We start from the raw sequence: 19,965 nt of genomic DNA on the forward strand, positions 1-19,965 counted from the left end.
TAGACACATCTACACATAGGTGGGCATACAATAAAACACGTTTTACTGAGTGAAAATGCTATTCCGTATATGGATAGTAGGTTATCGTCAAGTTTTTCATTTTGTAATCCGCACCTCTTAGGGTGGGGATTACTGCACGTTCAAGAAAAGAAATAAGATGGAAGGATGATTTATATGTGCGGGATTACAGGATGGGTGGATTATAAACGCTCATTAGAAGGAGAACGGGACGTCGTTACGAAGATGGCTGAGACGTTAGCGAAGCGTGGCCCAGATGATAATAAAGTTTGGATTAAAGGCAATGTCGCATTTGGGCATAAACGGTTAATCGTTGTTGATCCTGAAGGTGGTAAACAGCCGATGACTTGTTTAAAAGATGAAGCAAATTATGCAATTTGCTATAACGGCGAACTGTATAACACGGAAGATATTCGAAAGGAACTATTAAGAAGAGGATATACGTTCAAAGGTCATTCTGATACGGAAGTACTATTAGCATCGTATATGGAATGGAAAGAAGAATGTGTCGATCATTTAAACGGTATATATGCGTTTGCTGTATGGGATGAACAGAAAGAACAAGTGTTTATTGCGCGCGATCGATTAGGGGTAAAACCACTATTTTATAAATATGACAGTGGGCGATTACTATTTGGCTCAGAGTTAAAAGCGATATTGGCGCATCCAGATGTGAAGGCGGAAGTGACGTTAGAAGGATTATCTGAAATATTTGGCCTTGGACCATCTAGAACGCCTGGCCACGGCATTTATGCTGGTATAAAAGAATTACGTCCAGGTCATGCGATGACATTTTCAAAGAACGGTTTATGCATATGGAGATATTGGAATGTAGAAAGTAAAAAGCATGAAGATTCCTTTGAAGAAACAGTAGAAAAAACACGATTTTTATTACAAGATTCGATTACAAGGCAGCTCGTTTCTGATGTACCATTATGTACTTTTTTATCAGGCGGTGTAGATTCAAGCGCTATAACAGCAATTGCTGCAAAAGAATACGAAAGATCGGGAAAAGGTCAATTACACACGTATTCGGTTGATTACGAAGATAATGACAAATACTTTAAAGCAAATGCGTTTCAGCCAAATTCAGATGCACCATTTATTCATTTGATGACGGAGACGTTTCAAACGATCCATCATCGCTGCGTCATTTCAAATGAACAATTAGCGCAGTATTTAACAGAAGCAGTACTCGTTCGTGATTTGCCTGGTATGGCAGATATCGATTCGTCATTATTATGGTTTTGCCGCGAAATTAAACAAGATTTTGTCGTCGGTTTATCTGGGGAATGTGCAGATGAAATATTTGGTGGTTATCCGTGGTTTTATAGAGAAGATGATTTACAATCGAGCGCATTTCCGTGGATGCGTTCTACAGAAGCGCGTGAACAATTGCTAAAGAAAGAATGGAGAAATAAATTAAATTTACAACAATATGTACAGCAGCGCTATGAAGAGTCCATTCAAGAAGTTCCTATTTTAGATGGGGAAAGTCCGCTAGAAGCAAAAAGACGCCAATTATTTTATTTAAATATGGTATGGTTTATGACAACATTATTAGACAGAAAAGACCGTATGAGTATGGGGGCGAGCTTAGAAGTACGCGTTCCATTTGCAGATCATCGGCTTGTCGAATATGCGTGGAATATTCCTTGGGAAATGAAAATGTATAAAAACCGCGAAAAAGGTCTATTGCGTAAAGCGTTAGAAGGGTTACTTCCAAATGAGATATTATATAGAAAGAAGAGCCCGTATCCAAAAACACATAATCCGCACTATACGAAAGCAGTAACAGTATGGATACAAGATTTATTAACAGATAAAGGCTCGATTTTACACGAGCTATTTGATAAAGAACAGCTGAGTGGATTAATTGAGTCAGGCGGCAGTGCATTCCAAACGCCATGGTATGGTCAATTAATGACTGGGCCACAACTTTTAGCTCATTTAGCACAAATTCACGTTTGGTTTAAAGAATATGGAGTAAATATTAAAGAATAGGAGAAAAGCGACTTACTTTATAAGTAAGTCGCTTTTTATTAAATAAATTGTCATATAAAATTCAAAATCATATTAGAGAAAATACTTATTTAGAATAATTATCTTTACGTACTTATTATTAGTTGTTATAATTGGAAACAAATGTTCTTGAAAAAGATTCTCATTTATAAAATTGAGGTGTTATATAGATGAAAAAGAAAAAAATAGGTTTACTCGTAATGGCGTATGGAACGCCGGATTCATTAGATGAAGTAGAGGCATATTATACACATATTCGTCATGGGCGTAAGCCATCAGAAGAAGCACTCCAAGATTTAATTGGACGCTATAAAGCGATTGGTGGAATTTCACCGCTTGCAAAAATTACGAAAGAGCAAGCGCATAAATTAACAGACTCAATGAATAATATGTTTACAGAGTATGAATTTAATTGTTACTTAGGCTTAAAACATACTGCTCCGTTTATAGAAGATGCAGTAGAAGAGATGAAGCGCGATGGAATTGAGCAAGCAATTAGTATCGTATTAGCGCCGCATTATTCTACCTTTAGCATTAAGGCATATAACGAGCGTGCAATTCGTCTCTCGGAGGAAATAGGTGGTCCTGTTATTGAACCAATTGAACAATGGTATGATGAACCGAAGTTTATTTCGTATTGGGCAGATCAAATAAAAGAAACATTTACAAAAATTGAAGATAAAGAGAAAGCGGTTGTAATTTTTTCAGCGCATAGTTTACCAGAAAAAATTATTGCAGCAGGTGATCCTTATGTGGAGCAATTGCAGCATACGGCGGATTTAATCGCAGCAGCTGCAAACATCCAAAACTATACAATAGGTTGGCAAAGTGCCGGAAATACACCTGATCCATGGATTGGACCGGATGTGCAAGATTTAACGAGAGATTTATTTGAAGAGCATAGATATAAATCTTTCATATATTGCCCAGTTGGTTTTGTGGCAGAGCATTTAGAAGTTTTATATGACAACGATTACGAGTGTAAAGTTGTGACGGATGAATTAAATGCTGCGTATTTTAGACCAAATATGCCGAATGCACAATCTACATTTATTGATTGTTTAGCTACAATTGTTTCCAGAAAAATGAAAGAAATAGTTGACAAAGAACTAATTTCGAATAATAATTAATTTATAATAATTTTAAATAAATAATAATTACTATGAAAGAAAGAGGAGGATCCCCCTAGATGAATCCAAATAATCGCTTAACAACAAACCAAGGTGCTCCGGTCGGAGATAACCAAAATTCTCGTACAGCTGGTCGCCGTGGACCGGTATTATTAGAAGATTATCATTTAGTAGAAAAATTGGCTCACTTTGATCGTGAACGTATTCCAGAGCGTGTTGTGCACGCACGTGGTGCAGGTGCTCACGGTGTATTCGTTACGAAAAATAGCATGAAGCAATATACGAAAGCAGCATTTTTACAAAATGAAGGAACTGAAACGCCTGTATTTGTTCGTTTTTCAACGGTTATTCATGGTCAAGGTTCTCCTGAAACAGCACGTGATCCACGCGGTTTCGCTGTTAAATTTTATACAGAAGAAGGAAATTACGATATTGTAGGTAACCATTTACCAGTCTTCTTCATTCGTGATGCAATTAAATTCCCTGATATGGTGCATTCTTTAAAACCAGCACCTGATACAAATATTCAAACACCAGATCGTTACTGGGATTTCATGACGTTAAGTCCAGAATCTACACATATGATGACATGGGTATTTTCTGATTACGGTACACCAGCAAGCTATCGTGAAATGGAAGGTTTCGGTGTACATTCATTCAAATGGATTAATGCGGAAGGTAAAATCGTCTACATTAAATATCATTGGAAGCCACAGCAAGGTGTACGTAACTTAAGTGCAAAAGAAGTGCAAGAAGTACAAGGAAAAGACTTCAACCATGCAACTCGTGACTTATTCGATGCAATCGAAAAAGGAAATTACCCGAAATGGGATTTACACGTACAAGTGATGCAACTAGATGAAATGGATTCTTTAGACTTTGATCCACTGGACCCAACGAAAGTATGGCCAGAAGATCGTTTCCCATTAATGGAAGTAGGGACAATGACGTTAAACCGTAACCCGAAAAACTTCTTTGCGGAAGTAGAACAAGTAGCGTTCTCTCCAAGTGCAACTGTAAATGGTATTGAACCATCTGAAGATAAATTATTACAAGGTCGTTTATTCTCTTATCCAGATACACAGCGTTACCGCCTTGGTGCAAACTACTTACAAATTCCTGTAAACTGTCCATACGCAGCTGTTCATAATCAACAACGTGATGGTGCGATGCAAATCAATCAAAACCCATCTACAATTAACTATGAACCGAGCCGTCATGCTGAAAATCCAGTTGAAGACCCAGCTTACCGCGATTCAACTATGAAAGTAGAAGGCTATGTATCTCGTGAGAAAATTGACAAACCAAATGATTTCGAACAAGCGGGTGAGCGTTACCGTTCATTCTCTAAAGAAGAGCAAGACAACTTAATTGCAAATTTAACAAATGACTTAAAAGACGTAAATGAACGTACGAAATTACTAGCTGTATGTAACTTCTTCCGTGCAGATCAAGAGTACGGTATGCGTTTAGCGCAAGCATTAAACGTTGATATTACGCAATATGTAGGAAATGCTCCGAAATAAATTGGAAAAGACGACTGTTATGAAACGGTCGTCTTTTTTTGTTTATGTAAAGTTACACGCGGGTATTCTTCAGTTTCATTATGTCGGAATTTGTTGGTAAATCGATATATCGTGTCGAAACGTCGATATATTGAAATAATCGCTGATATATTTGAAAAATCGTCGATATATCCGAAGAATCGCTGATATATTTACAGGAATACTAGCTGGGGTATGCAGTGCCGATAAATGCAAAAAAGAGATGCAATCTACTATCAATAGATTGCATCTCTTTTTTAGTTCACTCGCTCAGTATATTCATAAGCTTTCTCTCCATGCATTGAAATATCAAGTCCCATATGTTCCTCGTGCTCATCTACCCGGACAGGGAGGAAGAAGTTAATTGCTTTAATAATCGCGTACGTCATTATAATTGTGAACGCATATGTTGCGCCGATTGCTACAAGTTGTTTCAACAGCAGCGCGGCGTTCCCGTAAAATAATCCGTTAGCACCATCACTGTTTACGGTGGTAGTTGCAAATAGTCCTGTCGCAATGCCGCCCCAAGTTCCGCCGATGCCGTGACATCCAAATGCATCGAGTGTATCGTCGTATCCGAATTTTGTTTTTAAGAAAAAGACCGCTCCGAAGCATAATACGCCGCCAATTGCTCCGATAAGAAGAGCTGAGAAAGGTGTAACGAACCCGCAAGCTGGTGTAATAGCGACTAGACCGGAAACAACGCCGCAAGCAGCTCCCATCGCGGTCGGTTTTGATTGGAAGAACCACTCTGAAAGCATCCAAGTTAATGCGGCGGCAGCGGCGGCTATATTTGTATTAATAAATGCAGTTAAAGCTACGTCGTTTAAAGATAATGCGCTTCCGACGTTAAAACCGAACCAGCCGAACCACAGTAAACCAGCGCCTAACATCGTAAATGGTAAATGATGAGGAGACGAACCGTTTATGTTTTTGCGTTTTCCAAGGAAAATAGCTAATACAAGGCCAGCCACCCCAGATGTAATATGAACGACATTACCACCAGCGAAGTCTAACGCACCAAGTTCTCTTAGCCATCCGCCAACGCCCCATACCCAATGAGCGACAGGATTGTAAACGATTGTTGTCCATAGAAGGATGAAAATAAGGAAAGCTGAAAATCGCATTCTTTCGGCAAATGCTCCTGAAATTAAAGCGGGAGTTAAAATAGCGAACATGAGTTGAAACATCATAAATAAATTGTGAGGAATAGTAGATGAGTAGTCTGGATTTGGTGCGTAGCTAACTCCGTTTAAACCGAACCAATCGAATGTGCCGATAAGTCCGTGCCAATCTGGTCCGAATGATAAAGAATAACCAATTAAAATCCATTGAATCGAAACGATAGCCATTGCGCTATAACTATGCATTGTCGTACTGAGTACGTTTTTACTGCGAACCATACCTCCATAAAAAAGTGCTAATCCTGGTGTCATTAACATGACCATTACTGTCGCTACAAACATAAAAACCGTATCTCCTGTATTCATTCTCTCTCCTCCTGTGATGTTAGAAAAAATAACATCAATTTGTTATGTTTCATATCATATTCGAAATAAAAAGAAAAATCAACTAAAAATTCAGAAAATTTTATATGTAATGTTAGAAAAGCTAACATGTATTAATTTGATAAGAATGAAATCAACGTATGCGATTCGTTCGGATAATTGGTATAATATTCTTACAATTAAAATACATGGGGGATGCGTGTGGGGAAAATACATACTAGGAAACTATTCATTTGTTTTTGTTTAGCTGTCGTTTTGTTTGTACCAATACATACATTTGCAGACGAAAAAAGAGAGTGGCGAGACGAAGTTATATATTCCATTATGATTGATCGTTTTAATAATGGGGAACCGAAAAATGACAAACAGTTAGAAGTTGGCAATTTAGAAGGATATCAGGGCGGAGATATAAGAGGTATTATAAAAAGAATGGATTACATAAAAAAAATGGGATTTACTACTGTTATGCTTTCGCCGCTTTTTGAAAGTGTAAAATACGATGGGTTAGACGTGCGCAATTTTCAGAAGGTAAATGAACATTTCGGAACAGAAAATGATGTGAAAGAACTTGTGCAAGAAGCTCATGCAAAAGGAATGAAAGTTGTATTTCAATTTCCGCTTGGAGAAAACGAACAACAAGTAATCGACTCGATGAAATGGTGGATCAAAGAAGTTGATTTAGATGCAAGTTATGTAATACATAGTGAAAAAAAATCGCCTGCTTTTTGGGATGATATGCAAAAAGATATGCAAGTGATAAAGAAAGATTTTCGAGTTATGACAAAAGAAGATAGTGAATACAACGAAAAAATAGTAGATGCGTTTTCCAAAGCGGACGTATCGGTGAAACCTTTATATGATGTAAGTAAAAAAGACGGAGCAGCCGCTACATTTTTAGATAATCAAGATACAAAAAGATTTGCTCGTATTGCAAAAGAGAATATGAATTATCCACCATCTCGTTTGAAACTAGCTCTTACATATTTATTAACAACACCAGGTATTCCGAATTTTTATTACGGAACTGAAATTGCATTGGATGGAGGAGGTACGCCAGATAATAGACGATTAATGGACTTCAAATCAGATGAAAAGTTTATGCAACATATAACGAAACTCGGTGAGCTTAGACAAGCGAGACCATCTTTACGCCGCGGTACGTTTGAGCTTCTATACGATAAAGATGGAATGAGTGTACTAAAGAGAAAGTATAAAGATGAAGTGACAGTAGTAGCGATTAATAATACGAGAGAAACACAAAAAGTTGCTTTACCTGCAAGTGCGATTGGTGAAAAACAAGAGCTAAGGGGATTGTTAGAAGATGAAATTATAAGAGAAGAAAACGGAAAATTTTATCTCGTTTTAAAGCGTGAAGAATCAAATGTGTATAAAGTTAACGGGGAAACAGGTGTGAATTGGCTATTTATTTCTTTAATCGTCGGTGTGAACGTATTGTTTATTGCTTTTTTAATTGTGGTTAAAAAGAGGCGGAAATAAGGGGATATTCTCTTTTGTGTTCAATTAAAAGTGCGTGATGAGGTGAGATGTTCAAGTCTTCTTATCGTATTCGTAATTCTGTATTTTGGGGATAACAGTGACGATGGGGAATTTGTTCGGTGGGACAGGCTAAGGAGAAAACTTTCTCCCTAGTCTGTTTTTCTTTGAAGTAAGACTCTCACCTCGAAATGCAACTGAGCAAAGAAGTAAAAAATCGATAGAAGAAACAATAATTGAAAATATACTAATTTTACATTACATTAAAGGGTGAAAAGTATTTTGTTACTCATTGAGGGCTATATTTGAGGAGGAAAAATGGAATTTTACGATTTGGGTATTACCATTAAAGAACTTAGAATGAAAAAGAATATATCACAATCTGAATTGTGTCATGGAATATGTTCGCAAAGTCAAATTAGCAAAATAGAAAAAGGTATGATTTATCCATCTAGCATATTGTTATATCAATTATCTGAAAGACTTGGTATTGATCCAAATCATATTTTCGCACTAACTCAAAACAAAAAACTAAAATATGTAGAAAATGTAAAATGTGTAATGAGAGATTGTACAAAACAAAAACAATATAATGAACTTTATGAAATAGTGAAACAAGAGAAAACCGAAAATAATTTCCAGTTAAAAGAAGATAAACAATTTCTAATATGGCATGAAGCGATTGCTATATTTTATGTGAATAAATCAATAAAAACTGCTTTAAATCTTTTAAATAATGCACTAAAACTAACTGTAACGAATGGTGATTTTTTATCGGAAAGAGAAATAGATATTATGCAGTCGATGGCTATATTTCATTGGGCAAATAAAGAATATGAAAAGAGTATTACTATATTAAGAAGATGTTTAACTAATTTTAACAAGTTAGATTTCCCTAGAGATAAAGAGATTAAATTAAAAATCATTTTTAATTTAGGGAAAATGTTAGGTCATGCAAATCAACATGAAGAGGCAATAAAATACAATGATATGGGTATTAAATTAGCTATTAATCTAAATACTTTATATTTATTAGGCGAATTATACTACGGGAAAGCTTGGAACATGCTAAAGCTGAAACAATGTAATGAAGAAGATGTAGCTGATAATATGAAAAAAGCATTATTTATCTTTGAACTAACAGAAAAAGAAGATCTGATAAAAATAGTTAAAGAAAAATATTTTGAACAACAAAATAAAAAAATCACTCATAATTTCTGATGAACATCTTATTATTCTCTATAAAAAAAGCACCATATGGTGTCTTTTTTATGATTTATATCATCGATTATTACAGTTCGTAGGTTTCTTATACCAAGCTTTGTTGATGTATTTACAATTCGCAGGTGTTGAAGTTTTAGATGTATCCCCAGGTGTAGTTATATTATTAGAACACCCTGCAATATATAGACAGAATGTAGTTAATAAAAAACATAGTATTAATTTCTTCAAATAACCACTTCTAACTCTTTTTAATTAACATTTTTCATAAAATAAATTCCTTACTAATTTTACATTACAGGAAAGGGTGGAAAATATTCTTATACTCATAATTTGTTACATTTGATTGGGGAGGGAGGTTTTTGTTCCGATTTTTAAAAGGTTCTTCTTCATTTATGCATAAAATTTATCCGATTGCCCGTAAGCTTAGACTTTTACAAGCTAAAAAGAAAAACATCCTCTACATAGAGGATGTTTTTCTTTTTAGCGGTAGTTAATAAATTGTACGTCAATTGGTAAATCAGCGCTACGAACTGCTGCGATAACTGCTTGTAAGTCATCACGGCTTTTCGCTGTAACACGTACTTGATCATCTTGTACTTGTGTTTTTACTTTTAATTTCATTTCTTTAATGATGTGGTTAATTTTTTTCGCGTTATCTTTATCGATACCTTGTTGAAGTGTTGCACGTTGGCGAACAGTGTTACCAGCTGCCGCTTCAACTTTTCCGTAATCTAAGTTCTTAATTGGAACGTTACGTTTTACGAGTTTAGAAATAAGAACGTCTTTTACTTGCTCTAATTTGAACTCGTCGTCAGAAGTTAAAACAAGTACTTCTTTTTCAAGTTTAATATCACTTTTACTTCCTTTAAAGTCATATCGGTTTTGGATTTCTTTTAATGCAGTGTTAATTGCGTTTGTTACTTCAGGTAATTCTACTTTCGAAACGATGTCAAAAGAACTATCTTTTGCCATAGTTAGCACCTCCAAATAAATTTCTACTCTTTTTATGTACTGTACATACTAAAGTATAGCTGAAAACGAGATTAGACTTAAGTGTTTTCATACTTATAATGATGTAACCTCATTTTATTATAGTGAATTTTGGGCAGTTGGACAAATAAAGAGAAAATCGTGTTATAATTAACTTTTGTTTGGAATGATAAAAATATAAAAAGTTAAAAAGTTCATTTTATATATATAGAAGGGAATTAAAAAAATATGTATTTACAAATAGGATCGATTGAACAGGTAACTGTTTTACGCGAAACGGAAATTGGATATATGGTTGGAAATGAAGAAGAAGAAATTTTCCTACATAAAAATGAAGTAGCTGGAGAAATTGAAGAAGGCGATACGATTGATGTATTCTTATACCTTGACCACCAAAATCGTATTTCGGCAACAATGAAGGAGCCAATTATTACAACATATGATTGGAACTGGGTAAAGGTTGTAGAAGTTATTCCTAGTTTAGGTGTGTTTGTTGATATTGGTGTATCAAAAGATATACTAATTCCAGCTGATGAATTCCCAATTTATATGCCAGTATGGCCTGAAGTTGGAGATGAATTATATTGTACGTTAAAATTAACGAATCGTGATCGTTTAATTGCTCTTCCGGCAAGAGATAGTGATATGCAAGAAATCGTTGTAGATGCGACACCATCTATGCGTAATAAAAACGTAAACGGACGTGTGTATCGTTCACTTCAAGTTGGTTCGTTCGTATTAACAGATGAGCATTTTCGTGCATTTTTACATCATACAGAAAGAAAAGAACAAGTTCGCATCGGTCAACGTGTAACGGGACGAATTATTGATGTAAAAGATGACGGTACAATTAACATTTCACTTCTTCCTCGTAAAGAAGAAGGAATGGAAGATGATGCTACAGTGATTTATGCATATATGGAAGAACGGGGCGGAGCAATGCCGTTTTGGGATAAGAGCTATCCAGAAGACATTAAAGAACGTTTCAATATGAGTAAAGCTGCATTTAAGCGTGCACTTGGTAAGTTGATGAAAGAAGAAAAGGTTTACCAAGAAGAAGGTTGGACGTACTTTAAGAAATAAAGGAAATAAAAAGCACCACCTTATATTTTACCTATAAGGTGGTGCTTTTTTAATTCCCTTGCTCATGTACAAGAGTAAACGTATCTTTCAACTCACTATCGTTTATTTTAATATTTGCTTTTTTTAATTCATTTTGCAATAGTTTTTTGCCGAATATAGGGTCAGAGATACGTTCTTCTTCTAAGTTTTTGCGAATAGAGTCTTTCACTTCATCATAGGGTTTTAATTCTTTTTTATCAGTTAATTTAATAATATGATAACCGTTTGGTGATGTAACGGGATTGCTAATTTGTCCGACCTTTAGTTTATAGGCAGCAGTTTCAAATTCAGGTGCCATTCTACCTGAATTGAAATATCCGAGGTCTCCGCCTTTTTCTTTTGATAGTAGGTCTTGCGATTCTTGTTTTGCTAGTTCTTCAAATGAAGCACCAGCATCTAATTTTTTCTTTATTTCTTTCGCTTCATTTTCGTCACTTACTAAAATATGGCTTGCTTTAATTTCTGGTTTATAGTGGTCTTTCACGTCTTTTTCTGTAATACTTTTCTTAATCGCTTCATTCATAGCAAGTTTGAACTTAATTTGATTTTTGAAATCAGCTTCATCTTTTAAACCATTGTTTTTCAATACGTTTTTAAATTGGTCTCCGTATTGATTTTTTGCTTTTTGTAATTCTTTATCTACATCATCGTCAGATACTTTATATTTTTTCGTGATAACGTCTTGCGCCATCATTTCGTACAGCATGTCTTTTCCGTAACGATCTTTCAACTGTTTTTCGAAGTCGCTCTTCGTAATGGTTGAGTCGGTTGCTGTAGCGACTGTATCTGAGTCGTTTTTTTGTCCACAAGCAGATAGCATTAATATACTTAGTAGTGCAGTAATAATGAAAATGTGTTTTCCTCTCATGCTAACACCTCATCCGAATATGTTATCGCTATTGTAGAATATAGAAGTGAACATGAAGTGAATTTTTAATGTTTTTTCCTGTGAAATGTAAAAAAAGTACATCAACAATATTGTTGATGTACGATGGGATCAAAGGTGATCGGTCTTTTTGGAATAAGCACGCTTACCTTGCTCTATATTCTTTTGTTCTTGCTCATTTTTTTGCGCGCGTTTTGCATTATTATCGCGTGCTTTTTTGTCGTTATCACTCGTATGTGGCATATGTATCAACTCCATTTCTAAACGTTGTACGTTTATCATTTCCTTTTTCGTAAAGACTATGTATAGCAGTGTATTCATGAATAATGAAGGTGTATTGGAAATGGATTTGAAGTTGAATTATACCGAACTTATAAAGAAGTTAATCGTTGTAATCGTCGCAGGTTTGTTAAATGCGATTGGAATGAATTTATTTTTAACGCCAGCGAAAGTGTATGCAAGTGGCTTTGCTGGATTGTCTCAATTGCTATCACAAATATTAGGTGATTTTTTATCTATTCACATATCAACCGGGGTATTATTTAGCTTGTTTAACATTCCAGTCGTTATTTTAGCATGGAAAAAGGTTGGAAAGGCCTTTACTTTCTTTAGTTTTCTTTGCGTTATCTTTATGACTATGTTTTTAGAAATTATTCCAGTTAGAGCAGTTTCAAACGACATCATATTAAATGCGATTTTTGGTGGGCTTATTTCAGCAATCGGGGTAGGGATTGCGTTGAAGTGGGGGGCTTCTACAGGTGGTTTAGATATAATCGCCATGATTTTATCAAAGATTAAAGACAAGCCTGTCGGTACGTATTTTTTCTTCTTTAATGCACTGATCATTATCGCTGCCGGCTATGTGTATGGATGGGAAAAAGCATTATATACTTTAGTGACTTTGTATGTGTCAACGCGAATCATCGATGCAATTCATACGCGTCATGTGAAGATTACGGCATTAATCGTTACGAAGAATGGGGCGGATGTACGAAAGGCGATTCACTCACGCTTAGTGAGGGGGATTACAACTATACCAGCAACTGGTGCTTATACGAATGAAAATAAGGAAATGTTAATGATTGTTATTACCCGTTACGAACTGTACGAATTGGAGAGGGTTATTAAACAAGTGGACCCAGGTGCATTTACAAACGTACTGCAAACAGTTGGGGTGTTCGGATTGTTTCGAAAAGATTAAAGAGGACCAAAGCTGGTCCTCTTTTTTAATGTGCATTCGTAATGTTTTGCAACTGCTCTTGCATTTCACGTAGCTGAACTTTTTCAGCAGTTGAAGAATTTGCGTAAGCGGATTGCAAAGCATTTTTTGCTCTATATACGAGATCTTGTTGCTCGACGCCGCTTGAACAAGATACAGCATTTGCAACAGCATCTCTAGCTTGTTGAAATAGTAAGTTCCCCATTTAGACCCCTCCAAAAGAAGAGTTACTTCTCGCTTTTTCTGCCTCAGCTAATGTACCTCGGTACGGGAATCTTGCATCATGCTTCATAACAGCATCGGCTCCTTGTTGGATAAAACGTTTTGATTTGTTCTTTTTACCCATTCGAAAAACCCCCTTTATTTAGCTGAAAACAATCGACGCGTTAACTTGTGCGTCTAATGATAGTATGAGCGTTTGGCGAGAAACTATAAGCAGGGAATTTTTAGATTACAACCCAAGAACCTCTTCTAAATATAGTGCAATACCATCTTCTTCGTTCGTTAGCGTCGTATGGTTTGCGAGTGATTTTAATTCAGGGATGGCATTTCCCATTGCGATGCCGTGACCAGCAAATTCAATCATTTCAAAGTCGTTATCTTCATCACCGAAAGCGATGATTCGCTCTTGTGGAATGTTATAATGACTAGAAATTTTTTGTAGTCCAACAGCTTTATTTAATCCGCTTTTTACAATTTCAATAATCGGCCAAGGTGCGCCCCACTTTCTATGGTCGATTACTTCAGCGTGCATATCAGTTAAATGTTGACGAATTGCACTGGAATGCTCGTCATGTGCGTCAATTAATAAGCAAGTTGGATGATCATTTAAAATATTTAATAAGTCTCCTGTAAAAATGTTTGGAGAACCGAATTCGAAAATATGTTTTTTATCTTCATCAATTTCACGTACATACACATCGTCCATTACTTCAGCGTATATGTTTTTTACGCCAAAATCAAAGCAAGCCCGGACAATTTCTTGCGCTGTTGCTAGCTCAAGAGGAGAGTGATGTGTGCCCCACTTTGAATCAAGAGGGTGATGTACGTAAGCGCCATTAAAGTTTACGATTGGTGTATTTAGACCAAGTTCTTTATAGTAATCATAACTAGCGCGGAATGGACGTCCTGTTGAGATAACAATAATATGTCCTTGTTCCTTTGCTTTTGCAATTGTATGTTTCGTTCGAGTGGAAATTATTTTGTTGTCTGTTAATAAAGTGCCGTCTAAGTCTAGTGCGATTAAATGTTGTTTGTTCATAATTTCACCTCTTATAATATTTTTTTGTTTTTATCTGTATTTCCGTTTTTAATCTGCAGAAATAAGAGGTTAGACTGGGTGAGACCACCAAAGATGGAAAGTTCACTATATATCCATCTTACGTCGCAAAGTGCTGCGGTGTCTACTATTTCTCGTTGGAAATTAAGAAAAGTCAACATCTTTTTAGAAAGTTCAAACAATGTTTCTTTCATTATGGACAAATTGTGAAAAGGGTTACATTTCTCGTATGATGAGGCTTATAATGAACATGTAATCTTCTCGTATATGTTTGACTCTCCTTTGAAACTGGCCTATAGTAGGTTGGTTTCTTTTTTTCTACAAATAGGAAAGAAATCCCTGCTTTAAGCTTGTGTCATTCATGTATATGTACAAGAACGAAATGTAGTACCTGTTTCCTAAACATGACAGAAAAGCTTTCTTTTAAAATGGATATACTAATGAGGCAAAGACGTCATGGAAGGAGAATGGAAATGGGACAAAATCGCAGGTTTCGTTCTGGACAAAAAGCGCCGAATGATGGCATTTACGTAGAAATTGGTGAAACGGGAAGTATGGTAAAAGACCCGCAAATGGTGAAACTAACTGCTGGTGACAAGTTTCCAGATAACACGAATCATAACCGTCAGTGGACGTATAAAAGAAAACCGTAACAGGAGCCGCAATCGTTATTGCGGCTTTTTTGTCGTTACACATTTTAATTTCATTTACCGTATATTTTTCAGTTGTATCATGAATGCTCCTTTTTTCTTTTTCAAATAATAAGTTTGAAAATACATAAGCAAAATTATTGTATAAAAAAGTCAGTTGGCGTATAATCAAATCAAAGGTCAAAGAAAGTCAAACATTTGGAGGACTGTAAAGATGGACTTAAATCAAATGACAACAAAAACACAAGAGGCGATTATGAGTGCCCAATCTTTAGCGGTATCTCATCACCATCAAGAAGTAGATACTGTTCATCTCTTGTTTACATTATTAGAAGAGCAAGATGGGTTAGCAGTACGTATTTTTCAAAAAATGAACGTCGATATAGAAGCATTAAAACAAGGCGCCGAAAATTTAATTAAGAAAAAGCCTTCCGTAACGGGGAGCGGTGCAGAAGCAGGTAAATTATATATAACAGGTGCTCTGCAACAACTACTTGTAAGAGCAGGAAAAGAAGCAGAGAAATTGCAAGATGATTACATTTCAGTGGAACATGTATTACTTGCTTTTACTGAAGAAAAAGGCGATATAAACCAATTATTTACAAGATTTTATATTACGAAAGATAACTTATTACAGTCTTTAATGACAGTTCGGGGGAATCAAAGAGTGACTAGTCAAAATCCAGAAGCAACTTATGAAGCGTTAGAAAAATATGGTCGTGATTTAGTAGCGGAAGTAAGAGCGGGGAAAATTGACCCTGTTATCGGCCGCGATAGTGAAATTCGCCGCGTAATCCGCATTCTTTCACGTAAAACGAAAAACAACCCAGTTTTAATTGGTGAACCAGGTGTTGGTAAAACAGCAATTGTTGAAGGGTTAGCACAGCGTATTGTGAAAAAGGATGTACCTGAAGGATTAAAAGATAGAACAATCTTTGCATTAGATATGAGTGCGCTTGTAGCTGGAGCGAAATTCCGTGGTGAATTTGAAGAGCGTCTCCAAGCTGTATTAAATGAAATTAAAAAGAGTGAAGGACGCATTTTATTATTCATTGATGAACTTCACACAATCGTCGGCGCTGGTAAAACAGAAGGCGCAATGGATGCAGGAAATATGTTAAAACCGATGCTTGCGCGTGGTGAACTGCATTGTATCGGGGCGACGACGTTAGATGAATATCGTAAATATATTGAGAAAGATCCAGCGCTAGAAAGACGTTTCCAACAAGTATTAGCAGAAGAACCAACTGTTGAAGATACAATTTCCATTTTACGTGGTTTAAAAGAGCGCTTTGAAATTTATCATGGTGTAAATATTCATGACCGCGCGATTGTAGCAGCATCAGTTTTATCAGATCGATATATTTCGGATCGTTTCTTACCGGATAAAGCAATTGATCTTGTTGACGAAGCGTGCGCAACAATTCGTACAGAAATTGATTCTATGCCAACAGAATTAGATGAAGTAACGCGTCGCATTATGCAGCTGGAAATTGAAGAAGCAGCTCTTGGAAAAGAGAAAGACTTTGGTAGCCAAGAACGTCTAAAAACATTGCAACGTGAATTATCGGATTTAAAAGAAGTGGCAAGTGGCATGAGAGCCAAATGGGAGAAAGAAAAAGAAGATATTCACAAAGTTCGTGACTTACGTGAACATTTAGAGCGTCTGCGCCGTGAATTAGAAGAAGCAGAAGGTAATTACGACTTAAATAGAGCAGCGGAACTTCGCCACGGAAAAATTCCTGCAATTGAAAAAGAGTTAAAAGAAGCAGAAGAAATGGGCGCGAATAATAAACAAGAAAATCGTTTATTACGTGAGGAAGTAAGTGAAGAAGAGATTGCTGATATTGTTTCACGCTGGACTGGTATTCCTGTCGCAAAACTCGTTGAAGGTGAACGTGAGAAATTATTACGATTAGAGCAAATTTTATCAGAGCGTGTTATCGGACAAGAAGAAGCGGTAAGCCTAGTATCAGACGCAGTTCTTCGTGCTCGTGCTGGTATTAAAGACCCGAACCGTCCAATTGGTTCCTTCATCTTCTTAGGACCGACTGGTGTTGGTAAAACAGAACTTGCAAAAACGTTAGCGCAGTCTTTATTTGATAGTGAAGAGCAAATGATTCGTATTGATATGTCTGAGTACATGGAGAAACACGCTGTGTCACGCTTAATTGGTGCACCTCCTGGATATGTTGGATATGAAGAGGGCGGTCAATTAACAGAAGCAGTAAGACGTAAACCGTATTCTGTTATTTTGTTAGATGAAATCGAAAAAGCACATCCAGAAGTATTCAACATTTTATTACAAATGTTAGATGACGGACGCATTACAGATTCGCAAGGACGTACAGTAGACTTTAAAAACACAGTTATTATTATGACGTCAAATATTGGATCTGCTCATTTATTAGATGGATTAGAAGAAGATGGCTCAATTAAAGAGGAATCAAGAGAACTTGTCATGGGGCAATTAAGAGGACATTTCCGACCAGAGTTTTTAAATCGTGTCGACGAAATTATTTTATTCAAACCTCTTACAACGAATGAAATTAAAGGTATTGTTGATAAAATTGTAAAAGAATTACAAGGCCGTTTGGCTGACCGTCATATTACGGTACAATTAACAGACGCAGCGAAAGAGTTTGTTGTCGAAGCTGGCTTCGATCCAATGTACGGAGCTCGTCCGTTAAAACGATATGTACAGCGTCAAGTTGAGACGAAATTAGCGAGAGAATTAATTGCAGGAACGATTACTGACAATAGTCATGTAGTTGTTGATGTAGAAAATAACGAATTAGTCGTTCATGTGAAGTAAAACAAAAAAGAGTTCGGATAAAATCCGGACTCTTTTTTTAGTGTTGTTCTACTGGCTCGTTTGGAATTGCAGCTGCAATTGCTAGTACGAATACCGCAAGAACAACTGAGAAAATAGACGCTTGGTTAAAATCGTATGTACCGCCAGTCATAGAGCCGATTACGTAGCTCATCATATGTACAAGCAAGAACGACCAAATTAATGCCCAAATGAAACGCATATTTTACACCTCTATTCGTTCAATCTGTCCTTATTGTAACACAATTGAAAAAAGAATATAGAAAAATATTTGTAGATTTTTCAACGCAAATTTGCATTCCGTTCATACATTATAAAAGAGTACTTTTATACGTTTAGAAAATAAGGCGGGGGAAAAATGAGTATTACGGAACGTTTTTTTTACTTAGAAAAAGAACCATGTGTCATTTATTTACCGGAGAAGCCAAATGGATTTTCTGTCATGCTTCTAGGTGATTACAACTACTTTATTGAGAATGGTACAAGTTTATGGACACAGCATGCGGGTAGATCTTATTTTTTACATGGCCTTATTGAGGAAGGCTATACGGTCTTTTCTTCTAATTTATACGGAAGACATTGGGGAAACGATCAATCTGTTCGTCTAGCAAAACGCCTATATGACGTTGTTCTGAGAAAAGAGACATTGAATGCGAAAATGCACATTATGGCAGATGGTATGGGGGCACTTGTAGCACTTGAAATGATGAACAAATACCCTGAATGTATACGCTCTGTCATTATGCTAAATCCGTGTTTAGATTTACCAGAATATGTCGAGTTTGAGAAAGAGCATAAGTTTTTTTACAAGAGACTCGTGAAGGAATTATGTTTAGCGTATGATTCCAAAGAAGAAGAATTAGAATCCAAAATAAATAAGAAATCATTTACGCTTCTTCCGTCTTGTGTACCTGTTAAAGTTTTCGTATCAACACAAGAAAAAAGAGGTAGAAAACAGTTGTTACGTAAATATGAGAAAATGAGGCAATTCAATCAATGTGATACTTCTGTCTTATTCCATCTGCAAGATGTGAAATATAAAATGGTTAGGCAAACGACTGATTTCTTTAAAAAATATGAAGAAGAATTGTGAAGCTCCCATATACATAAATGAGGAGCTATTTGTTTCAAGGAGAAAGGGTTGGTGGTATGGAACGCGTGCTAATTATAGGTGCACTTACGTTTGTAGGTTATCACCTTGTGAATAAAATGATTGCAGAAGAAGTAGAAGTATATGGTCTTGATTTTGATGAATTCGATAGTATGACAAAAATTAATGAAGAGAAGTTATTGTTAATTGGGCGAAATGCGTTATTTACGTATTATTCGATAAGAGATGAAGACGGATGGAGATCCGTAGAGGAAGAGAAATTTGATGCCGTTTACTTTTGTCTGTATGAGCCTAACCAACAAAGTGGCTTTCGAAATGAAAGAGTTATATTACAGTATTTAAAGCGAATGATAAGACTGTGTGAAGAACATAAAGTGAAGTTAAATCTAATTTCTTCTATTGAAGTAGGAAACGTAGATGAGTCCGAAAATAAACGTCTATTTGCGAAAGTGGAAGAAGGATTGAAAAAAGGAGAGGTACAATATAGTGTATTTCGAGTTCCTACATTATATGGGCCATGGCAACCATCTTTTATGATGTATCATCAGCTCATTTTATCAGAACTGGGTGAGAAAGAGTGCCATTATACGAGTGAGGAAAACGCCAGTGATCTACTGTACGTTGAAGATGTATGTGAATACTTATGGGAAAATGGAATGAACGAGGAGTATCTCGGTATATATAATTTACTTAGTGGTAAAAAATCATTATGGAAAAAAGGTATGAACCTTTTACGTGCAGAGGATAAAGTGAAAAAAGAGAATGTGGAAGAAAGAGATGGAACTGTAGAGGTTATTTCGATAAAAAGAAATACTCCGTTAGAATACGGTTTAAATAAACAATTGGCACATATGAAAAAATATAAAGAGTTATACGAAGGATAGCGAGCGTGTTACACTATGTATGTGAAAGTTTTAATGGAGAGGAAGAACATA

At 36.0% G+C, this 19,965-nt stretch carries 19 protein-coding genes; 11 read left to right on the top strand and 8 right to left on the bottom strand.

Annotated elements, in window-relative coordinates:
- Positions 1–174 precede the first annotated feature (174 nt).
- From asnB to katB, 3 genes are all read left to right on the top strand, one after another.
- Positions 175–2,022, top strand: a complete 1,848-nt coding sequence (gene asnB / locus PSR14_RS06655; RefSeq protein WP_000333979.1) for an asparagine synthase (glutamine-hydrolyzing) — start codon at positions 175–177, stop codon at positions 2,020–2,022.
- 188 nt (positions 2,023–2,210) lie between these two features.
- On the top strand, positions 2,211–3,170 hold the full coding sequence (gene hemH, locus PSR14_RS06660) for a ferrochelatase (RefSeq protein ID WP_406644174.1): 960 nt from the start codon (positions 2,211–2,213) through the stop codon (positions 3,168–3,170).
- A gap of 59 nt (positions 3,171–3,229) precedes the next feature.
- Positions 3,230–4,696 (top strand): catalase KatB, encoded by a 1,467-nt coding sequence (katB, locus tag PSR14_RS06665; RefSeq protein WP_098487487.1) that lies wholly within the window; start codon positions 3,230–3,232, stop codon positions 4,694–4,696.
- A gap of 275 nt (positions 4,697–4,971) precedes the next feature.
- Here the strand turns inward: katB and PSR14_RS06670 are convergent, their stop codons facing one another.
- Complete coding sequence (locus PSR14_RS06670; RefSeq protein WP_098487488.1) at positions 4,972–6,204, bottom strand: ammonium transporter; 1,233 nt, start codon at positions 6,202–6,204, stop codon at positions 4,972–4,974.
- 213 nt (positions 6,205–6,417) lie between these two features.
- Between PSR14_RS06670 and PSR14_RS06675 the strand changes: the two genes are divergently transcribed.
- Positions 6,418–7,719, top strand: a complete 1,302-nt coding sequence (locus tag PSR14_RS06675) for an alpha-amylase family glycosyl hydrolase (RefSeq protein WP_098487489.1) — start codon at positions 6,418–6,420, stop codon at positions 7,717–7,719.
- A 315-nt stretch (positions 7,720–8,034) separates the two neighbouring features.
- On the top strand, positions 8,035–8,937 hold the full coding sequence (locus PSR14_RS06680) for a helix-turn-helix domain-containing protein (RefSeq protein WP_000397900.1): 903 nt from the start codon (positions 8,035–8,037) through the stop codon (positions 8,935–8,937).
- Between the two features lie 483 nt (positions 8,938–9,420).
- On the opposite strand, the gene PSR14_RS06685 is transcribed toward PSR14_RS06680, so the two are convergent.
- Positions 9,421–9,912 (bottom strand): YajQ family cyclic di-GMP-binding protein, encoded by a 492-nt coding sequence (locus PSR14_RS06685; protein WP_098487490.1) that lies wholly within the window; start codon positions 9,910–9,912, stop codon positions 9,421–9,423.
- A 246-nt stretch (positions 9,913–10,158) separates the two neighbouring features.
- On the opposite strand from PSR14_RS06685, the gene PSR14_RS06690 reads away from it, so the two are divergent.
- Positions 10,159–11,013 carry a S1 RNA-binding domain-containing protein gene (locus tag PSR14_RS06690; protein ID WP_000281267.1) on the top strand — a complete coding sequence of 285 codons (855 nt, stop codon included), beginning with the start codon at positions 10,159–10,161 and terminating at the stop codon, positions 11,011–11,013.
- A 49-nt stretch (positions 11,014–11,062) separates the two neighbouring features.
- Here the strand turns inward: PSR14_RS06690 and prsA are convergent, their stop codons facing one another.
- Positions 11,063–11,920, bottom strand: a complete 858-nt coding sequence (prsA, locus tag PSR14_RS06695) for a peptidylprolyl isomerase PrsA (protein WP_001214230.1) — start codon at positions 11,918–11,920, stop codon at positions 11,063–11,065.
- A 129-nt stretch (positions 11,921–12,049) separates the two neighbouring features.
- Positions 12,050–12,181, bottom strand: coding sequence for a DUF3941 domain-containing protein (locus PSR14_RS06700; RefSeq protein WP_001120845.1), 132 nt, complete (start codon positions 12,179–12,181; stop codon positions 12,050–12,052).
- Between the two features lie 100 nt (positions 12,182–12,281).
- Here PSR14_RS06700 and PSR14_RS06705 point away from each other — a divergent pair, with 100 nt between their 5' ends.
- Positions 12,282–13,139 (top strand): YitT family protein, encoded by an 858-nt coding sequence (locus PSR14_RS06705; RefSeq protein WP_000364453.1) that lies wholly within the window; start codon positions 12,282–12,284, stop codon positions 13,137–13,139.
- 25 nt (positions 13,140–13,164) lie between these two features.
- Here the strand turns inward: PSR14_RS06705 and PSR14_RS06710 are convergent, their stop codons facing one another.
- From PSR14_RS06710 to PSR14_RS06720, 3 genes are all read right to left on the bottom strand, one after another.
- The gene (locus PSR14_RS06710; RefSeq protein ID WP_000527400.1) at positions 13,165–13,362 is read right to left on the bottom strand and encodes a DUF3813 domain-containing protein; all 198 of its coding nucleotides are present in this window, start codon (positions 13,360–13,362) and stop codon (positions 13,165–13,167) included.
- Positions 13,363–13,503 carry a hypothetical protein gene (locus PSR14_RS06715; protein ID WP_000516816.1) on the bottom strand — a complete coding sequence of 47 codons (141 nt, stop codon included), beginning with the start codon at positions 13,501–13,503 and terminating at the stop codon, positions 13,363–13,365.
- 105 nt (positions 13,504–13,608) lie between these two features.
- Positions 13,609–14,418: a Cof-type HAD-IIB family hydrolase gene (locus PSR14_RS06720; RefSeq protein ID WP_048557237.1), complete on the bottom strand. Its 810-nt coding sequence runs from the start codon at positions 14,416–14,418 to the stop codon at positions 13,609–13,611.
- A 491-nt stretch (positions 14,419–14,909) separates the two neighbouring features.
- Here PSR14_RS06720 and PSR14_RS06725 point away from each other — a divergent pair, with 491 nt between their 5' ends.
- Positions 14,910–15,089 (top strand): YjzC family protein, encoded by a 180-nt coding sequence (locus tag PSR14_RS06725; RefSeq protein WP_000531418.1) that lies wholly within the window; start codon positions 14,910–14,912, stop codon positions 15,087–15,089.
- Positions 15,090–15,300: 211 nt separating this feature from the next.
- A complete protein-coding gene (clpB, locus tag PSR14_RS06730) occupies positions 15,301–17,901 on the top strand; it encodes an ATP-dependent chaperone ClpB (protein ID WP_098487491.1) in 2,601 nt (866 codons plus the stop codon).
- 37 nt (positions 17,902–17,938) lie between these two features.
- Here clpB and PSR14_RS06735 read toward each other — a convergent pair whose 3' ends face one another.
- Positions 17,939–18,121 (bottom strand): YjzD family protein, encoded by a 183-nt coding sequence (locus tag PSR14_RS06735; RefSeq protein WP_001211114.1) that lies wholly within the window; start codon positions 18,119–18,121, stop codon positions 17,939–17,941.
- Positions 18,122–18,277: 156 nt separating this feature from the next.
- On the opposite strand from PSR14_RS06735, the gene PSR14_RS06740 reads away from it, so the two are divergent.
- Positions 18,278–19,012: a hypothetical protein gene (locus tag PSR14_RS06740; protein WP_000028705.1), complete on the top strand. Its 735-nt coding sequence runs from the start codon at positions 18,278–18,280 to the stop codon at positions 19,010–19,012.
- A 29-nt stretch (positions 19,013–19,041) separates the two neighbouring features.
- Positions 19,042–19,914: an NAD(P)-dependent oxidoreductase gene (locus PSR14_RS06745; RefSeq protein ID WP_000486163.1), complete on the top strand. Its 873-nt coding sequence runs from the start codon at positions 19,042–19,044 to the stop codon at positions 19,912–19,914.
- Positions 19,915–19,965: the final 51 nt, after the last annotated feature.

Origin of the sequence: Bacillus sp. A01H, from assembly GCF_045277205.1 — a bacterium.
In the GTDB taxonomy this organism is placed as follows: Bacteria; Bacillota; Bacilli; order Bacillales; family Bacillaceae_G; genus Bacillus_A; species Bacillus_A paranthracis.